The following is a 13401-nucleotide window of genomic DNA, read 5'->3' as shown; positions in this document are numbered from 1 at the left end:
CGGGCTAGCCCAACGACGTGCTGGCCGCACTCTCGGGCAGTTCTTCGTCAAAGCATCGCTGATAGAATTCGGCCACGGTCTGGCGTTCCAACTCATCACATTTGTTGAGGAACGACAGACGGAAGGCATAGCCCACGTCCTGGAAAATGCGTGCATTTTCAGCCCATGCGATGACAGAGCGGGGCGACATCACGGTGCTGAGGTCGCCGTTCATAAACGCCGTGCGCGTCAGGTCCGCGACGGTGACCATCTGGCTGATCTGTTTGCGACCGGCTTCGGTGTTGAACGTCGGCGCCTTAGACAGGACGATATTGGTTTCGGCATCGTGGCTGAGGTAGTTCAATGTGGCGACCAACGACCAGCGGTCCATCTGTGCCTGGTTGATCTGCTGGGTGCCGTGATAGAGGCCTGTCGTATCGCCAAGGCCCACGGTATTGGCCGTGGCGAACAGGCGGAAGTTGGGATTGGGCGTGATGATTTCGTTCTGGTCCATCAACGTCAATTTGCCGTCGGTTTCCAGCACACGCTGGATCACGAACATCACATCGGCGCGGCCTGCGTCATATTCATCAAAGACGATCGCAACGGGGTTGCGCAGCGCCCATGGCAAGATGCCTTCATGGAATTCGGTCACCTGCACCCCGTCGCGCAGTTTGATCGCGTCCTTGCCGATCAGATCGATCCGGCTGATGTGACTGTCGAGGTTCACACGCACACAAGGCCAGTTCAGACGGGCGGCGACCTGTTCGATGTGCGTGGATTTACCCGTGCCGTGATAGCCTTGCACCATGACACGGCGGTTGTAGCCGAAGCCCGCCAAAATCGCCAATGTGGTGTCTGGGTCGAACTTATAGGTGGGGTCCACCTCGGGCACGCGGTCGCTGCCTGCGGCGAAGGCTTTGACCTTCATGTCAGTGTCGATGCCAAAAACCTCACGGACAGAGATTTCTTCGGTGGGTTTCATCATCGGATCAAGGGTGCCGTCGGCCATGTGGAGTGCCTTCACTTTTGAGAATTGCGCAACATCGTTGCGTGTCGAAATGCAACATATCGCAAGGCACCGCAAGGGAAAGGGGGATGTTGCTGTTGCTTGCGTTTGTGTCCGGTTCTGCCATGGTGACGCGCACCTTGGGAGGGGAAAAATGCAATGACGACGCCTGACGATATTGAACACATGATCCTCAGGGTCGGCCTTGGGGAACGTGACGCGTTTGAAGCGCTTTATTCTGCGACCTCTGCGAAACTTTTCGGGATTTGTCTGCGTGTTCTTAAAGACAGGACCACCGCGGAGGACGTTTTGCAGGATATATACCTTAGGCTTTGGCGCGGCGGGGCTGCGACCTACACAGCAGGCAAGGCCAGCCCGATCACATGGCTTGCGACCATTGCGCGCAATCGGTCCATCGACAAGCTGCGCCAGATCCGCCCCACGCGCCCCTTGGAGGACGCACCCGAGGTCGCCGATCCCGCGCTGGGGCCTGCTGATCTGGCCGAGGCCGCATCAGAACGCACGCGGATCTTTGCGTGTCTTGATGAGCTGGACCCGGATAAATCCGCCGCCGTTCAGGGCGCATACCTGAATGGGGACACCTACGCCGATTTGGCGGCGCGGTTTGATGTGCCCCTGAATACCATGCGCACATGGCTGCGCCGCAGCCTGATGCGATTGAAAGACTGTTTGAGCCAATGACGGACGATACAATCCAACCCGATGATCTAGGCGACGACGCCTTGGCCGGTGAATATGCACTGGGACTTTTGACAGGTGATGCACATGCCGACGCCAGCAAAAGAGCGCGCACAGATATCGCCTTCGCGCTGAAGGTCAACGCCTGGCAAAACCATTTTGCCGCCATTGCTGAGGCCGTGGACCCTGTGACCCCGCCGCGCGGGCTGTTTCGCAAAATCCGGCGGCAAGCGTTTGAGGAAACCCTGTGGGGGTATATCCGGCAAATCGGGCTGATCCCCGCCTTTGTGGGCGCGGCGGCGGCCGCTCTGATTTTGTACGTGACCGTGCAATTTGATGTCTTCAACACCGGACAAGAGCCCACCCCGACAATGATCGCGGAAATGGTCGCAGAGGATGACACGCTTGTCGTGGCGGCGGCCTTCACCAGTGATGGCCGCTTGTTCGTGGATCGCCGGATCGGGGCCTCGGCCCCTGATAGGTCTCTTGAATTGTGGTTGATCGCAGGGGATGCGGCGCCCGTTTCGCTGGGCGTTTTGGCCGCAGATCAGACCTTGAATGAAATCGAGGTACCGGCCGAATTGCAAGACAGCCTTGCAGGGGCCACACTGGCGATCTCTGACGAACCTCAGGGCGGCTCGCCCACCGGCGCGCCAACGGGTGCTGTGTTGGCCGTGGGGCAGATCACAACGCTGTGATATTGAAAGCATTCTCAAGTTTTCTTGAAACTGGGGGAAGTCCTCATCCGTGCCTTTGACATACCAGCCACACAGCGTGGCTGGATGTCTTTAAAGGAGACCTTGATGACACTTAAGACCTTCGCAACTGCCGCCACCCTGACTGTCACTGCCACGTTTGCCATTGCCGACGCCCATGCTGAAAACCCCATGGTGGGCGGCGCTGAAATGCTGGCTGAACAGAACATTATCGAGAATGCAGTGAATTCCCCAATTCACACGACCCTTGTTGCCGCCGTACAAGCCGCCGATCTGGTTGACACGCTGTCTGGCCCTGGCCCGTTCACCGTGTTTGCCCCAACCGATGAGGCGTTCGGCCTTATCGCTGACGAGAGCCTGGCAGCTCTGCTTGAGCCGTCCGCCAAGGGGCAGCTGACACAGATCCTGACGTGCCATGTTGTCGGCGCAGAGGTGTTTTCTGATGCACTGGCTGGCATGATCGCAGATGGGGAAGGCAGCGCCGCTGTCGAAACCCTGGGTGGCTGCGTTCTGACCGCCGAGATGGCCGGTGACGGCATCACCTTGACCGACGAAAACGGCCGCGTTGCCAACGTCACAATTGCGGATGTTGATCAGTCCAACGGTGTCATCCATGTCATCGACCGTGTGGTCCTGCCACAGCAATAAACCGCAAAGCGATTTGTGGTTCGGCCAGCCCCTTTCTTCGGGGGGCTGGCCGTCCTTTTGTGAACGATCTAAAGCGTTTTCAACGAGGCATATCCTTCGCTAGACTATGATTAAATCCAAGAAGAACCGGAAAGCTCACAATGAATCGCAGATCGTTTGCCTTGCTGGCTGGTGTCACCGCTTTCTTCGCGCCTCGTGGGGCGCAATCGGCTGAAGGCCAGTTTGAGGTGACCCGTACCGACGCGGAATGGCGCGCCATGCTTACGCCGTTGCAGTACCGTGTGATGCGCGAAGAGGGCACAGAGAGGCCGTTTTCGTCTCCTTTGGACAAAACTTACGCGTCTGGGGTGTATCATTGTCGCGGCTGTGATCAGGCGCTGTACCTGTCGGACCATAAATATGACAGCGGAACGGGCTGGCCGTCCTTTTTTGACGTGCTACCCGATGCGATCGGAACGCAGACTGACACACGGTTTTTCATGACCCGGACCGAATGTCATTGTGACCGCTGCGGAAGCCATTTGGGCCACATTTTCGATGATGGTCCCAGACCCACCGGACAGCGTCATTGCCTGAATGGGGCCTCGTTGGTGTTTCGCGCCACCTAAACGCGCAAAGCTGCGGGATGGCCGATTGGACCGTGTCGCGGCTGGTTTCAGATTTTAACCTTATTCCAAAGCGTTAGGCGTAAGCCGCAGGACCATTGTCGCCTTTGCGGAAACATTCCATTTCTAAGATAGCGCCCCCCCGCCACAGACCTGCCGCAAAGCACCACTATTGCCTCACACAACCGTTGGAGGACGCATGCCAAGCATCAGGCGTGGAACGTGGAAATTGACCGAAGGCGCGCGGGCCCGCGTGTTGGCCTACCTGCTGGTGATTGTCAGCAGCGGCGCTTTGGGATTCCTTGCGGTGCTCCATCTTGATCAGGCGGCTTTGTTCGACCAACTGACGCCATACCAATGGTGGATCGTGGCCTCTTCCGCCATCGGGGGCGGGGCCGCGTTGTTTCTGTCGGGCGACAAATTAGGCCAGCCTGGATGGATCGGTGCAGCCCGCGCCGCGGCAGGCGGTATCTGGATCACATTTGTGGGGGCATTGATCGGTGGCACCCTTGGCCTGCCACTTTATGGGACGATGTTCGGCCCCTTTATCGTGTCGGTGACACTTGCGGGCACACCGGTGCTGTTGATGCTGTGGATGTTCAACATCGCGGGCATTCACATGTTGATGGGCACGTACCAAAGGGAACGGGATTCGATTTTCACGCCCGAACGCATGACGATTCCAGATCACCCCGACGGCCTGACCCTGCGGGTAAGAGGAAATTTCAGCTGATCAGTCCTTGAAACTGCGGCTTGATTTGATCTGATCCCAGGCCCAGACCACTTCAGACAGTTGTTCCTCTTGGGACCGGTCACCGCCGTTCATATCCGGGTGCAACACTTTGATCAGTTTTTTGTAGGCCTTGCGGATCTCTGGCTTGGTCCAGTGATCTTTCGCCTCCAGAATTTCGATCGCACGGCGTTCGGTGGCAGGCAGACGACGGGTCGATCCCGTGGTGGATTTGCCTGGGTTCTGCGTCGCATTGGCGCCCAGCACCTGATGCGGGTCGTCCACCCCCAGCCGCGCCCAAGCGCGCTGTTCGTCCGACTTGCGGCCGAAAGGCTTCGTCTCACGTTCCCAAACACGATCCTTGCTGGCCTGCGCGTTCAACTCCGCCTCGGTGGTGTTCTCAAAGAAGTTCCAGCCCAGGTTATATTCACGCACGTGGTCTTTGCAGAACCAGTAATAGTCATCCAGCACATCGGGGTTTTTCGGCGCGCGATACTTGCCTGCTTCCTCACAGCCCGGCTTTTCGCACACCCGGGTCGACGTTTCGGACGCCCCAGACATGCCACGACGGCCCCGTGGATTCTTCTTCTTCGAAGACGACACGGACATATCAAAACCAAAAGGATCTTCTTTAGGCATCACATCACCTTTCTTGTTCGGACGTGAGATACTAAACCATCACGCAACGGATAGAAGGGGCAGGAGAAAAATAAATGGCCTTAAAGGACGAAATTCACGCCAAACTTGATGCGGCATTTCAGCCGTCATCGCTTGAGGTCATCAATGAAAGCCATTTGCACGCCGGTCACGCGGGCGATGACGGGTCTGGCGAGAGCCATTGGCGTCTTGAAATCTCATCCACGGCCTTTGAGGGCCAATCCCGCGTGGCCCGCCACCGCGCCATTCACGCGGCATTGGGCGATGATATCATCGCCCGGATCCACGCCCTGTCCATTCAGATCGGGTAATTCGCGGCGGATTATTCAGCGGGACGTTGGGGGTCGACCGTGTCTCTTGGGGCTTTGTCGCGCTTGTTCCAAGGAAAGGTGAAGGACTCAGCCTTCAACGTCTCGCTGACCCGTGTTTGGGCAGATGGGACTGCCTCATCCGCGGTCTCGGTCTCGGGCGCGACGTCAGATGGTGCGGCGATATCGTCTTCGGTGTTGCCCTCTGCCGCGATTTCCTCGCCCGCTGCCTCTTCGGTCTGGTCCTCGATCAGCGCCGTGACAGGCTCCTCTGCGCGCAGCGCCTCCCTGTCGGAAAGTGCGCGGCGAAACACAAGCATGGTCTGAAACGTGGTCGTCTTACCGGTCAGGCCCTGACGTTCTTCGACGGGCAGGGTGTCGGTGCGTTGGTAATCCCAGCCGTAGGCCCCCAACTCGTTCATCAAGACCTCGAGGGCATTGGCAAAGCGCGCCTGCGTCCCCTTGATCCCCTTGGCCTTCAATCCGCGCGTGGGCGCCGGCACCACTTTGTATTCGAAACCTGTCATAATGTCCCTCGCTCTCACCGGACGTGTTCTATCAACTTCGTCCTGCAACGCCAAGAAAAACAAAGAAAATCAGCGCCACACCACCCATAGTGGGCGCAGGCTTCACGACCCCCCACATCTTCTTTGGGTCAAAAATACCTCGGGGGAGGCCGCAGGCCGGGGGCAGCGCCCCCTTCGCCCTCAAAGCCCCAGTTTTGCGCTGACCAGCTTGTTGACCGCCGCAGGATTCGCCTTGCCGCCGGTGGCCTTCATCACCTGTCCAACAAACCAGCCCGCCAGTTTGGGGTTGGCCTGCGCCTTTTCCACCTGTGCGGGGTTGGCGGCGATAATCTCGTCCACAGCCGCCTCAATCGCGCCTGTGTCCGTGACCTGTTCCATGCCCTCGGTCTTTACGATCTCTTCTGGGTCGCGGTCCTGCGTGTAAGCGATCTCGAACACATCTTTGGCAATCTTGCCGCTGATCTTGTCGGATTTGATCAGACCCACGATCTGTCCCAGACGGGTCGCCGAAATTGGGCTGTCGGCGATGTCGCGGTCGTCTTTCTTGAGACGGCCGAACAGCTCGTTGATGACCCAGTTTGCGGCAAGCTTGCCGTCGTTGCCCTCGGCCACAGCCTCGAAATAGGCCGCGTTGGTGACATCTGCGGTGAGCACGCTGGCGTCATAATCACTCAACCCGAAATCCGTGATGAACCGTGCCTTTTTGGCGTCGGGCAATTCAGGCAGGGAGGCTTCGATATCATCCACCCACGCCTGTTCAATCTCAAGCGGCAACAGGTCGGGATCGGGGAAATAGCGGTAATCATGCGCCTCTTCCTTGGATCGCATGGACCGCGTTTCGTTCTTGTCGGGATCATAAAGGCGGGTTTCCTGAACGATTTCACCGCCGTCTTCCAGAATGGCGATCTGGCGGCGGGCCTCGTGATCAATGGCCGCCTGGATAAAGCGCATGGAGTTCATGTTCTTGATCTCGCAGCGCGTGCCCAGATGGGCAAAATCTTGGCTCGCCTGATATTTTTCATAATCGCCCGGGCGACAGACAGACACATTCACGTCCGCGCGCAGGTTGCCGTTTTGCATGTTGCCATCGCAGGTGCCCAAGTAACGCATGATCTGGCGCAGTTTACCCACATAGGCTGCGGCCTCCTCTGGGCCGCGAATGTCGGGGCGGCTGACGATCTCCATCAGGGCGACGCCCGTGCGGTTCAGATCGACGAAGGACATGGCCGGATCCATGTCGTGAATGGATTTGCCGGCATCCTGTTCCAGATGGATACGTTCGATGCGCACGGTGCGTGCCTGTCCGTTGCCCATTTCAACGAGCACTTCGCCTTCGCCCACGATGGGGTGGTACAGCTGCGAAATCTGATAGCCCTGCGGCAAATCGGGGTAGAAGTAGTTTTTGCGGTCAAACGCGCTGCGCAGATGAATCTCCGCCTTCAGGCCAAGACCTGTCTTCACCGCCTGCGCCACACAGCCCTCGTTGATCACGGGCAACATGCCGGGCATGCCGCTGTCCACGAAGGCCACGTTGCTGTTGGGTTCCGCCCCGAATTGGGTGGAGGCACCAGAGAACAACTTAGCTGCCGTGGCCACCTGCGCGTGGACTTCAAGGCCGATCACAAGTTCCCAATCGCCCGTCGCACCGGCGATGGTTTTGGGGGTAGGGGTCTCATAGGTGAGGTCCAGCATCTCTGCGCTCCGCGGCTTGGAATACCCGCGCTGAATAGCGGTGTGTGCTGCGGGCTTCAAGACGGGGCGTTGCGTCTGCCGCAAGACCGGGCGCAATATCTTGCGGATTCGCGCGAGAAATCACCCAAAGCGTTCTGAAATTGTGCGATTTTCTTGCAATCGGTCAGACCTGCGGCCATCACTGTCGTCATGTTTGCAAAAACGGCACTCCTGGGGGGATTCTTGCCATTGCGATGGGCACGGCCAGCTTGGCCATGGGCCCGCAGACGGACACCCGCCCCCTGTCGCGTGAAGACGCGACCCAGCTGCGCGCCGACGCGGCCCGTGCGGCCTTGGCCGCGATCAAGCCGCCCGTGCGTCCTGATTATATGGTCCGCTACCCTGTCGTGATCAGTGAAAACCCGACGATGCGTCCTGTGGCACGTGTAAATTTCATTCCTGACGCGCGCTGGGATTTTCGCAGTGACAGCGCCAGCTGGACGCGGGCGTCGCTGTCGGCCTTGCGCACCCACGGGTCCCGACTTGAGGAGACCGTGCCGCGCGATATCGCCAATTGGTGTCCGGCCTATCCCAACAACCCGCCCGCGCTGCGGCGCGCCTTTTGGGTCGGCATGATCTCGGCCCTGGTCAAACACGAAAGCACCTATCGCCCGCGCGCTGTGGGGGGCGGCAACCTGTGGTTCGGGTTGACGCAGATCTACCCCGACACCGCCCGCCGCTATGGCTGCCGCGCCACCACCGGTGAGGCGTTGAAGGATCCCGAAGACAACCTCAGCTGTGCCATTCGCATCATGAATGTCACCGTGCCCCGCGACAATGCCATCGCCGTCCGTGATAGCCGTTGGCGTGGTGTTGCGGCCGATTGGGGGCCGATGACAAACCGGTCCAAAATCGCTGAGATGTCGGCCTGGACGCGGGCGCAGGACTATTGCCGTCCGAACTTGAATATGGCGATCAGTTTGCGGCCCGTCGCACGGCCGGACACGCCTGAGGCCCGTTTGTCCACACGGACCGAAGGGTAACGTCACCGCAGCCTAGAATGGTGAAAACGGGTGCCGTTCTGTCGGGATTTTTGCGGCGGCCAGGGCGGTCTCCAGCTCCTTCGTGGGCGGGGAGATATCGGGCGGCAAACGGGTGTGGGTGTCCCCATGAATCAAGGTCAGCCGCATTCCGCCATCAAACCTGCGCCCCAACCGGACGCTGTCGATCCCCTCGCGTGCATCCGCGCCAAGCGTGGATACCCAACGGATGCGGTTTTCGTAGACGTCAAGACAGACGGTTTTGTTGGTCACGATCTCCCACACGGCGGGCAGGGACGCCGCAATGATAAGCCCGATGATGATCCAGCTCGCCCCAAGGCCCACCCACAACATCAGCGCCGAGGTCCACGCGGCCGCCACCGACGCATAGGTCAGCGGGCGGCGGCCGTTTTTGGTCCAGCGATAGATGGGGTCTGTGTCCATGCGTGATCAGGCCGGATCTGCAAGCATGCGGCCCACCATTTCAGAGGTATCCCGCGACAGCCCGTCCTGACCTGCGAGCGCCTCCAGAACCTCACGCACGATGGCCTGCCGGTCTGGATCATAGCGGCGCCATGTCTCGAATGCGGTGGACATGCGGGCGGCGGCTTGCGGGTTTTTGGCGTCCAATTTGCCCAGCCAGTCGCCCATCAGGCGATATCCCGCACCCGAGGCGTCATGAAAGCCTGCATGGTGGTTCGCCAGCGCCCCAAAAACGGAGCGGAAGCGGTTGGGGTTGCCCATATCGAAGTCAGGTTCATCGGTCAGTCGCGCGGCGGTGCCCACCGCGTCCTCGGGGGCGGCGCGGGCCACGGTCAGGCCAAACCATTTGTCTGTCACCAGACGGTCCGCCTTCCAGTCGGCGCGGAAGGCTGCGGATTGGGCTTCCCCTTTGCCGATGTTCATCAGCTGGGCCAAAGCGCTGATCTTGTTGGTCATATTGTCTGCTGCCTCAAACTGGCGTGCGGCGGCAACGCCCCCATCCAGCCGAGTGATCATCGACAGGGCGCTGTTGGCCAGCCGCCGTTTGCCTGCAGATTTTGCATCTGGCGAATAGGGGCCCGCGACCTGCATGTCCGCATAAATGCGCGGGGAGATGTCTTGCAAATGCTGGGCACGGGCCACGCGCAACGCCTCAAGCCCGTGATAGATCGCCATCGGATCCGGCACGCCACCGGTCTCTGCGATGTCGCGGGCCAATTCATCCTCGCTCGGCAGATCGAGCATGACGGCGCGAAACGCAGGATCAAGGCTGTCGTCACGCAAAATGGCCGCCAGCCCATCAAGGTATGCGGCATCGGGTGCTGCGTCTTCGGTGATCATGTCCATCAACACGGCACTGGCCAGCGCGTCACCGGCCTGCCAGCGGTTGTAGGGGTCCGTGTCATTGGCCATCAAGAAGGCACGTTCGGCGTTTGTTGTGTCCCGTTCAAGGATCACAGGGGCCGAGAAATCGCGCAGCAGGGACGGCACGGGCTTTTCGCTCAGGCCGCCAAAGGTGAACGTCTGTTCCTCTTCCGTCAACTCCAACAGCTGGGTGGGCACGACTTCGGCGCCCGAGGGCGCGATGAGGCCTACGGCAAACGGAATGACAAGCGGCGCTTTGTCCGGCTGGCCCGGTGTCGGGCGGGTGTGCTGGCGCAGGGTGAGGCTGTAGGTGCCGTTCGTGAAATCATCGCTGACGGCGACGCGCGGGGTGCCCGCCTGTTCGTACCAGCGTTTGAACTGGCCCAGATCGCGGCCTGTCACATCCTCAAACACCGCCAACCAGTCTTCGATTGTGGCGGCATCGCCATCGTGGCGTTCAAAATAGAGATCGAGCGCTTGCGCGTAGGCCGCATCGCCCACCAGCCGTTTCAGCATCCCGATCAGCTCGGCGCCTTTTTCATAGACCGTGATCGTGTAGAAATTGTTGATCTCGACAAAGCTGGCGGGCCGGACGGGGTGGGCCAAAGGCCCCGCATCTTCTTGGAACTGCGCGGACCGCATCAGGCTCGCGTCTTCGATCCGTTTCACCGCATGGCTGCCTTGATCTCCGGTGTATTGCTGATCGCGAAAGACGGTCAGTCCCTCTTTCAGGCACAGCTGAAACCAATCGCGGCAGGTGATGCGGTTGCCGGTCCAGTTGTGGAAGTATTCATGGGCAATGATCGCGTCGATGCGTTCAAAATTGGCGTCTGTTGAGGTTTCGGGCGACGCCAAGACGCAAGACGAATTGAACACATTCAGACCCTTGTTTTCCATCGCCCCCATGTTGAAATCATCCACGGCAACGATGTTGAAAATATCCAGATCATATTCGCGTCCGTAGACGTTCTCGTCCCATGTCATGGACCGTTTCAAGGCCTCCATCCCGAAGGCGCATTTGGCTTCATCGGGGCCGGGGCGGACCCAGATGTTCAGCTCCACATCTTTGCCGGACTTGGTGGTAAAGGTGCCAGGATGGTTGACCAGATCACCCGCCACGAGTGCGAACAAATAGGCCGGTTTGGGCCAAGGGTCGTGCCATTCAGCCCAGCCTTCGTCTTGACCCACGGGGTTGCCGTTGGACAAAAGCACCGGAAAATCACCTTCGATCCGCACGGTGAACACCGACATCACATCGGGGCGATCGGGGTAATAGGTGATCTTGCGAAACCCTTCCGCCTCACATTGGGTGCAGTACATCCCGTTTGACGTGTAAAGCCCCTCAAGCGCGGTGTTGGTGTCGGGCGAAATCTCTACCTCGGCCTCCCACACGAAGGGCGCGTCGGGGGCGTCGCAGGTTAGGCCCTCAGCCGTGACATCGGGCGTGACGGGCACGCCGTCGATCTTGGCCCAGATCAAGGTCAATTCCTGGCCATGCAGGAAAAACGCACCGGGATAATCTGCGTTGGGCCGGACTTGCATGCGGGCAATCACGCGGGTGGCCGTGGGGGCCAGTTTGAACGTCAGATGGACCGCGTCGATATGATAGCCGAAGGGGCGATAATCCTTGAGGTAGATCGTCTGTGGGGCGGCGTTTGTCATGTCGGTCCTTTGCTGCGGTTTGGCGCGAACCTACGTCGCAGGGGGCTGGCGAACAAGCGTGAAGGTCCTATTTGTCAGCCGATGATTATTGTCTGGTTCAAACGCGATCTGCGGGTGCAGGATCACGCGCCGCTGGCGGCGGCGGCCGCCTTGGGGCCCGTGATCCCCCTTTATATATATGAGCCTGACTACTGGGCGTTGCCTGACACCTCCGGCCGGCAATGGGCCTTTATTCGGGACTGTCTTGACGGGCTGGCAAAGGATCTGGCCCACCTTGGCGCGCCTTTGGTGGTGCGCCGCGGCGACGCGGTGCAGGTGCTGGAGGACCTGCGACGCACCTTCGGCGTCACAACACTTTTGGCGCATGAGGAAACGGGCAACGGCTGGACCTTTGCCCGCGACCGGCGTGTGCAAGATTGGGCGCGCGGGCAGGGGGTGCGGTTTCGTGAGGCCCCGAATTCCGGCGTCGCCCGCAGGCTTAGATCGCGCGATGGCTGGGCCAAACAGCGCGATGGGCGGATTTTCGCAGAGCAGGTGAATGCCCCAAAGGCCCTGTCCGGCCCGGCGGTGCCGTCTGACCCGTTGCCCGAAGGGCCCTTCGACCCGATCAAAGACCGCCAAAAGGGCGGGCGAGACCAGGGCCTGTCGCTGTTGGGTGGGTTCCTGACGGAGCGCGGGCACACCTACCGCGCGGCCATGTCCTCCCCTCTTGAGGGCGCCACAGCTTGTTCGCGTCTGTCGCCCCACATTGCGGCGGGCACACTGTCGATCCGCGAAATTGCGCAGGCCACAGCGGCGCGCCAGCGCGAAGATATCGACAGTCAGTGGAAAAAGTCGCTGAAATCCTTTCAGTCTCGCTTGGCGTGGCGGGATCATTTCATGCAAAAGCTTGAAGATCAGCCGCGCATTGAAACCCATTGTCTGCATTCGGCCTATGAAAACATGCGCGGCGATCATCCAGTGCGCCGGGCCGCGTGGGAGAAAGGCGAAACAGGGCTGCCGTTTGTTGACGCCTGCATGCGGTCGCTGAACGCCACTGGCTGGCTCAACTTTCGGATGCGGTCCATGGTTCAGGCGGTGGCGTCTTATCACCTGTGGCTCGATTGGCGGGCCAGCGCGCCGCATCTGGCGCGCATGTTCACCGATTATGAACCCGGCATTCACTGGAGCCAGGCCCAGATGCAATCGGGCACGACAGGCATGAACACCGTGCGTATTTATAACCCCGTCAAACAGGGCAAGGATCAGGACCCGACAGGTGTCTTCACGCGCCGCTGGCTGCCGGAACTCGCCACTGTGCCGGACGCGTATGTGCAGGAACCCTGGCTGTGGGATGGCGCCCCGACGTTGGCCTATCCGCCGCCCCTCATCGACGTGATGGAGGCCGCCCGCGAAGCCCGCGCCCGCATCTGGGCTGTCCGCACTGGAGAGGATTTTCGCGGGGAAGCGGCAGACATCATCCGCAAACATGCGTCGCGCAAGGACGGCAAGGGGCGGTTTGTCAACGACCGGACACCGCGCAAACGCAAACCCCGCAAAGGGGTCGCCAAACCTGACACCACCCAGTTGAGCTTCGATCTGTGACATGGCCAAAACCAAAAAGAAATCAGACCTGCCACAAAAGGATTGCGCGACCTGCGGGCGCCCGTTCACATGGCGCAAGAAATGGGCAAAGGTCTGGGATGAGGTCCGCTATTGTTCCGAACGCTGCAAGCGAGAGCGCACCTTCAAATCTGCTTTGAAATAGCTTTGCGTTAAATTGGTAAAATTACTTTACCGGCGTGTTGCCTATAGGAAACTTCT

15 protein-coding genes are annotated in these 13401 nt (G+C 59.8%); 9 read left to right on the top strand and 6 right to left on the bottom strand.

Going from position 1 to position 13401, the window contains the following annotated elements; all coding sequences use genetic code 11:
• Positions 1–4 precede the first annotated feature (4 nt).
• The gene (cobS, locus tag PSJ8397_RS03435; protein ID WP_085863140.1) at positions 5–991 is read right to left on the bottom strand and encodes a cobaltochelatase subunit CobS; all 987 of its coding nucleotides are present in this window, start codon (positions 989–991) and stop codon (positions 5–7) included.
• Between the two features lie 156 nt (positions 992–1147).
• Between cobS and PSJ8397_RS03430 the strand changes: the two genes are divergently transcribed.
• From PSJ8397_RS03430 to PSJ8397_RS03410, 5 genes are all read left to right on the top strand, one after another.
• Positions 1148–1690: a sigma-70 family RNA polymerase sigma factor gene (locus PSJ8397_RS03430; protein WP_085863139.1), complete on the top strand. Its 543-nt coding sequence runs from the start codon at positions 1148–1150 to the stop codon at positions 1688–1690.
• Positions 1687–2385: an anti-sigma factor gene (locus tag PSJ8397_RS03425; RefSeq protein ID WP_159453083.1), complete on the top strand. Its 699-nt coding sequence runs from the start codon at positions 1687–1689 to the stop codon at positions 2383–2385. The genes PSJ8397_RS03430 and PSJ8397_RS03425 overlap by 4 nt, the downstream gene beginning before the upstream one ends.
• Before the next feature lie 105 nt (positions 2386–2490).
• The gene (locus tag PSJ8397_RS03420; RefSeq protein WP_085863137.1) at positions 2491–3051 is read left to right on the top strand and encodes a fasciclin domain-containing protein; all 561 of its coding nucleotides are present in this window, start codon (positions 2491–2493) and stop codon (positions 3049–3051) included.
• A gap of 140 nt (positions 3052–3191) precedes the next feature.
• Entirely contained in the window at positions 3192–3659 is a 468-nt protein-coding gene (gene msrB / locus PSJ8397_RS03415) for a peptide-methionine (R)-S-oxide reductase MsrB (RefSeq protein ID WP_085863136.1), read from the top strand.
• A gap of 196 nt (positions 3660–3855) precedes the next feature.
• Positions 3856–4389, top strand: a complete 534-nt coding sequence (locus PSJ8397_RS03410; RefSeq protein ID WP_143515330.1) for a hypothetical protein — start codon at positions 3856–3858, stop codon at positions 4387–4389.
• On the opposite strand, the gene PSJ8397_RS03405 is transcribed toward PSJ8397_RS03410, so the two are convergent.
• The gene (locus PSJ8397_RS03405) at positions 4390–5025 is read right to left on the bottom strand and encodes a J domain-containing protein (RefSeq protein WP_085863134.1); all 636 of its coding nucleotides are present in this window, start codon (positions 5023–5025) and stop codon (positions 4390–4392) included. It abuts the gene before it with no gap.
• A gap of 74 nt (positions 5026–5099) precedes the next feature.
• On the opposite strand from PSJ8397_RS03405, the gene PSJ8397_RS03400 reads away from it, so the two are divergent.
• Positions 5100–5354, top strand: coding sequence for a BolA family protein (locus PSJ8397_RS03400; RefSeq protein WP_085863133.1), 255 nt, complete (start codon positions 5100–5102; stop codon positions 5352–5354).
• 11 nt (positions 5355–5365) lie between these two features.
• Here PSJ8397_RS03400 and PSJ8397_RS17100 read toward each other — a convergent pair whose 3' ends face one another.
• Together PSJ8397_RS17100 and gatB are read right to left on the bottom strand one after the other, a co-directional pair.
• Positions 5366–5878 carry a DUF4177 domain-containing protein gene (locus PSJ8397_RS17100; RefSeq protein WP_200811278.1) on the bottom strand — a complete coding sequence of 171 codons (513 nt, stop codon included), beginning with the start codon at positions 5876–5878 and terminating at the stop codon, positions 5366–5368.
• A gap of 180 nt (positions 5879–6058) precedes the next feature.
• Complete coding sequence (gene gatB, locus PSJ8397_RS03390) at positions 6059–7570, bottom strand: Asp-tRNA(Asn)/Glu-tRNA(Gln) amidotransferase subunit GatB (protein ID WP_085863132.1); 1512 nt, start codon at positions 7568–7570, stop codon at positions 6059–6061.
• 233 nt (positions 7571–7803) lie between these two features.
• Between gatB and PSJ8397_RS03385 the strand changes: the two genes are divergently transcribed.
• A complete protein-coding gene (locus tag PSJ8397_RS03385; RefSeq protein ID WP_085863131.1) occupies positions 7804–8592 on the top strand; it encodes a transglycosylase SLT domain-containing protein in 789 nt (262 codons plus the stop codon).
• A gap of 12 nt (positions 8593–8604) precedes the next feature.
• Here the strand turns inward: PSJ8397_RS03385 and PSJ8397_RS03380 are convergent, their stop codons facing one another.
• The gene (locus tag PSJ8397_RS03380; protein ID WP_085863130.1) at positions 8605–9033 is read right to left on the bottom strand and encodes a hypothetical protein; all 429 of its coding nucleotides are present in this window, start codon (positions 9031–9033) and stop codon (positions 8605–8607) included.
• Between the two features lie 6 nt (positions 9034–9039).
• On the bottom strand, positions 9040–11598 hold the full coding sequence (pepN, locus tag PSJ8397_RS03375; RefSeq protein ID WP_085863129.1) for an aminopeptidase N: 2559 nt from the start codon (positions 11596–11598) through the stop codon (positions 9040–9042).
• Positions 11599–11679: 81 nt separating this feature from the next.
• On the opposite strand from pepN, the gene PSJ8397_RS03370 reads away from it, so the two are divergent.
• Positions 11680–13182, top strand: coding sequence for an FAD-binding domain-containing protein (locus tag PSJ8397_RS03370; RefSeq protein ID WP_085863128.1), 1503 nt, complete (start codon positions 11680–11682; stop codon positions 13180–13182).
• Between the two features lies 1 nt (position 13183).
• Complete coding sequence (locus PSJ8397_RS03365) at positions 13184–13345, top strand: DUF2256 domain-containing protein (RefSeq protein WP_085863127.1); 162 nt, start codon at positions 13184–13186, stop codon at positions 13343–13345.
• The last annotated feature ends 56 nt before the right edge of the window (positions 13346–13401 follow it).

Origin of the sequence: Pseudooctadecabacter jejudonensis (genome assembly GCF_900172275.1) — a bacterium.
Classification (GTDB): domain Bacteria; phylum Pseudomonadota; class Alphaproteobacteria; order Rhodobacterales; family Rhodobacteraceae; genus Octadecabacter; species Octadecabacter jejudonensis.
Note: the sequence above shows the minus strand (reverse complement) of the source record. Positions and strands in the feature narration are given on the sequence as shown.

Excerpts from the sequence above, each read along its gene's own strand:
- PSJ8397_RS03370 (WP_085863128.1), top strand. The coding sequence starts at position 11,680 with ATGATTATTGTCTGGTTCAAACGCGATCTGCGGGTGCAGGATCACGCG.
- PSJ8397_RS03385 (WP_085863131.1), top strand. The coding sequence starts at position 7,804 with ATGGGCACGGCCAGCTTGGCCATGGGCCCGCAGACGGACACCCGCCCC.
- pepN (WP_085863129.1), bottom strand. The coding sequence starts at position 11,598 with ATGACAAACGCCGCCCCACAGACGATCTACCTCAAGGATTATCGCCCC.
- PSJ8397_RS03410 (WP_143515330.1), top strand. The coding sequence starts at position 3,856 with ATGCCAAGCATCAGGCGTGGAACGTGGAAATTGACCGAAGGCGCGCGG.
- cobS (WP_085863140.1), bottom strand. The coding sequence starts at position 991 with ATGGCCGACGGCACCCTTGATCCGATGATGAAACCCACCGAAGAAATC.
- gatB (WP_085863132.1), bottom strand. The coding sequence starts at position 7,570 with ATGCTGGACCTCACCTATGAGACCCCTACCCCCAAAACCATCGCCGGT.
- PSJ8397_RS03430 (WP_085863139.1), top strand. The coding sequence starts at position 1,148 with ATGACGACGCCTGACGATATTGAACACATGATCCTCAGGGTCGGCCTT.
- PSJ8397_RS03400 (WP_085863133.1), top strand. The coding sequence starts at position 5,100 with ATGGCCTTAAAGGACGAAATTCACGCCAAACTTGATGCGGCATTTCAG.
- msrB (WP_085863136.1), top strand. The coding sequence starts at position 3,192 with ATGAATCGCAGATCGTTTGCCTTGCTGGCTGGTGTCACCGCTTTCTTC.
- PSJ8397_RS03420 (WP_085863137.1), top strand. The coding sequence starts at position 2,491 with ATGACACTTAAGACCTTCGCAACTGCCGCCACCCTGACTGTCACTGCC.
- PSJ8397_RS03380 (WP_085863130.1), bottom strand. The coding sequence starts at position 9,033 with ATGGACACAGACCCCATCTATCGCTGGACCAAAAACGGCCGCCGCCCG.
- PSJ8397_RS03405 (WP_085863134.1), bottom strand. The coding sequence starts at position 5,025 with ATGCCTAAAGAAGATCCTTTTGGTTTTGATATGTCCGTGTCGTCTTCG.
- PSJ8397_RS03425 (WP_159453083.1), top strand. The coding sequence starts at position 1,687 with ATGACGGACGATACAATCCAACCCGATGATCTAGGCGACGACGCCTTG.
- PSJ8397_RS17100 (WP_200811278.1), bottom strand. The coding sequence starts at position 5,878 with ATGACAGGTTTCGAATACAAAGTGGTGCCGGCGCCCACGCGCGGATTG.
- PSJ8397_RS03365 (WP_085863127.1), top strand. The coding sequence starts at position 13,184 with ATGGCCAAAACCAAAAAGAAATCAGACCTGCCACAAAAGGATTGCGCG.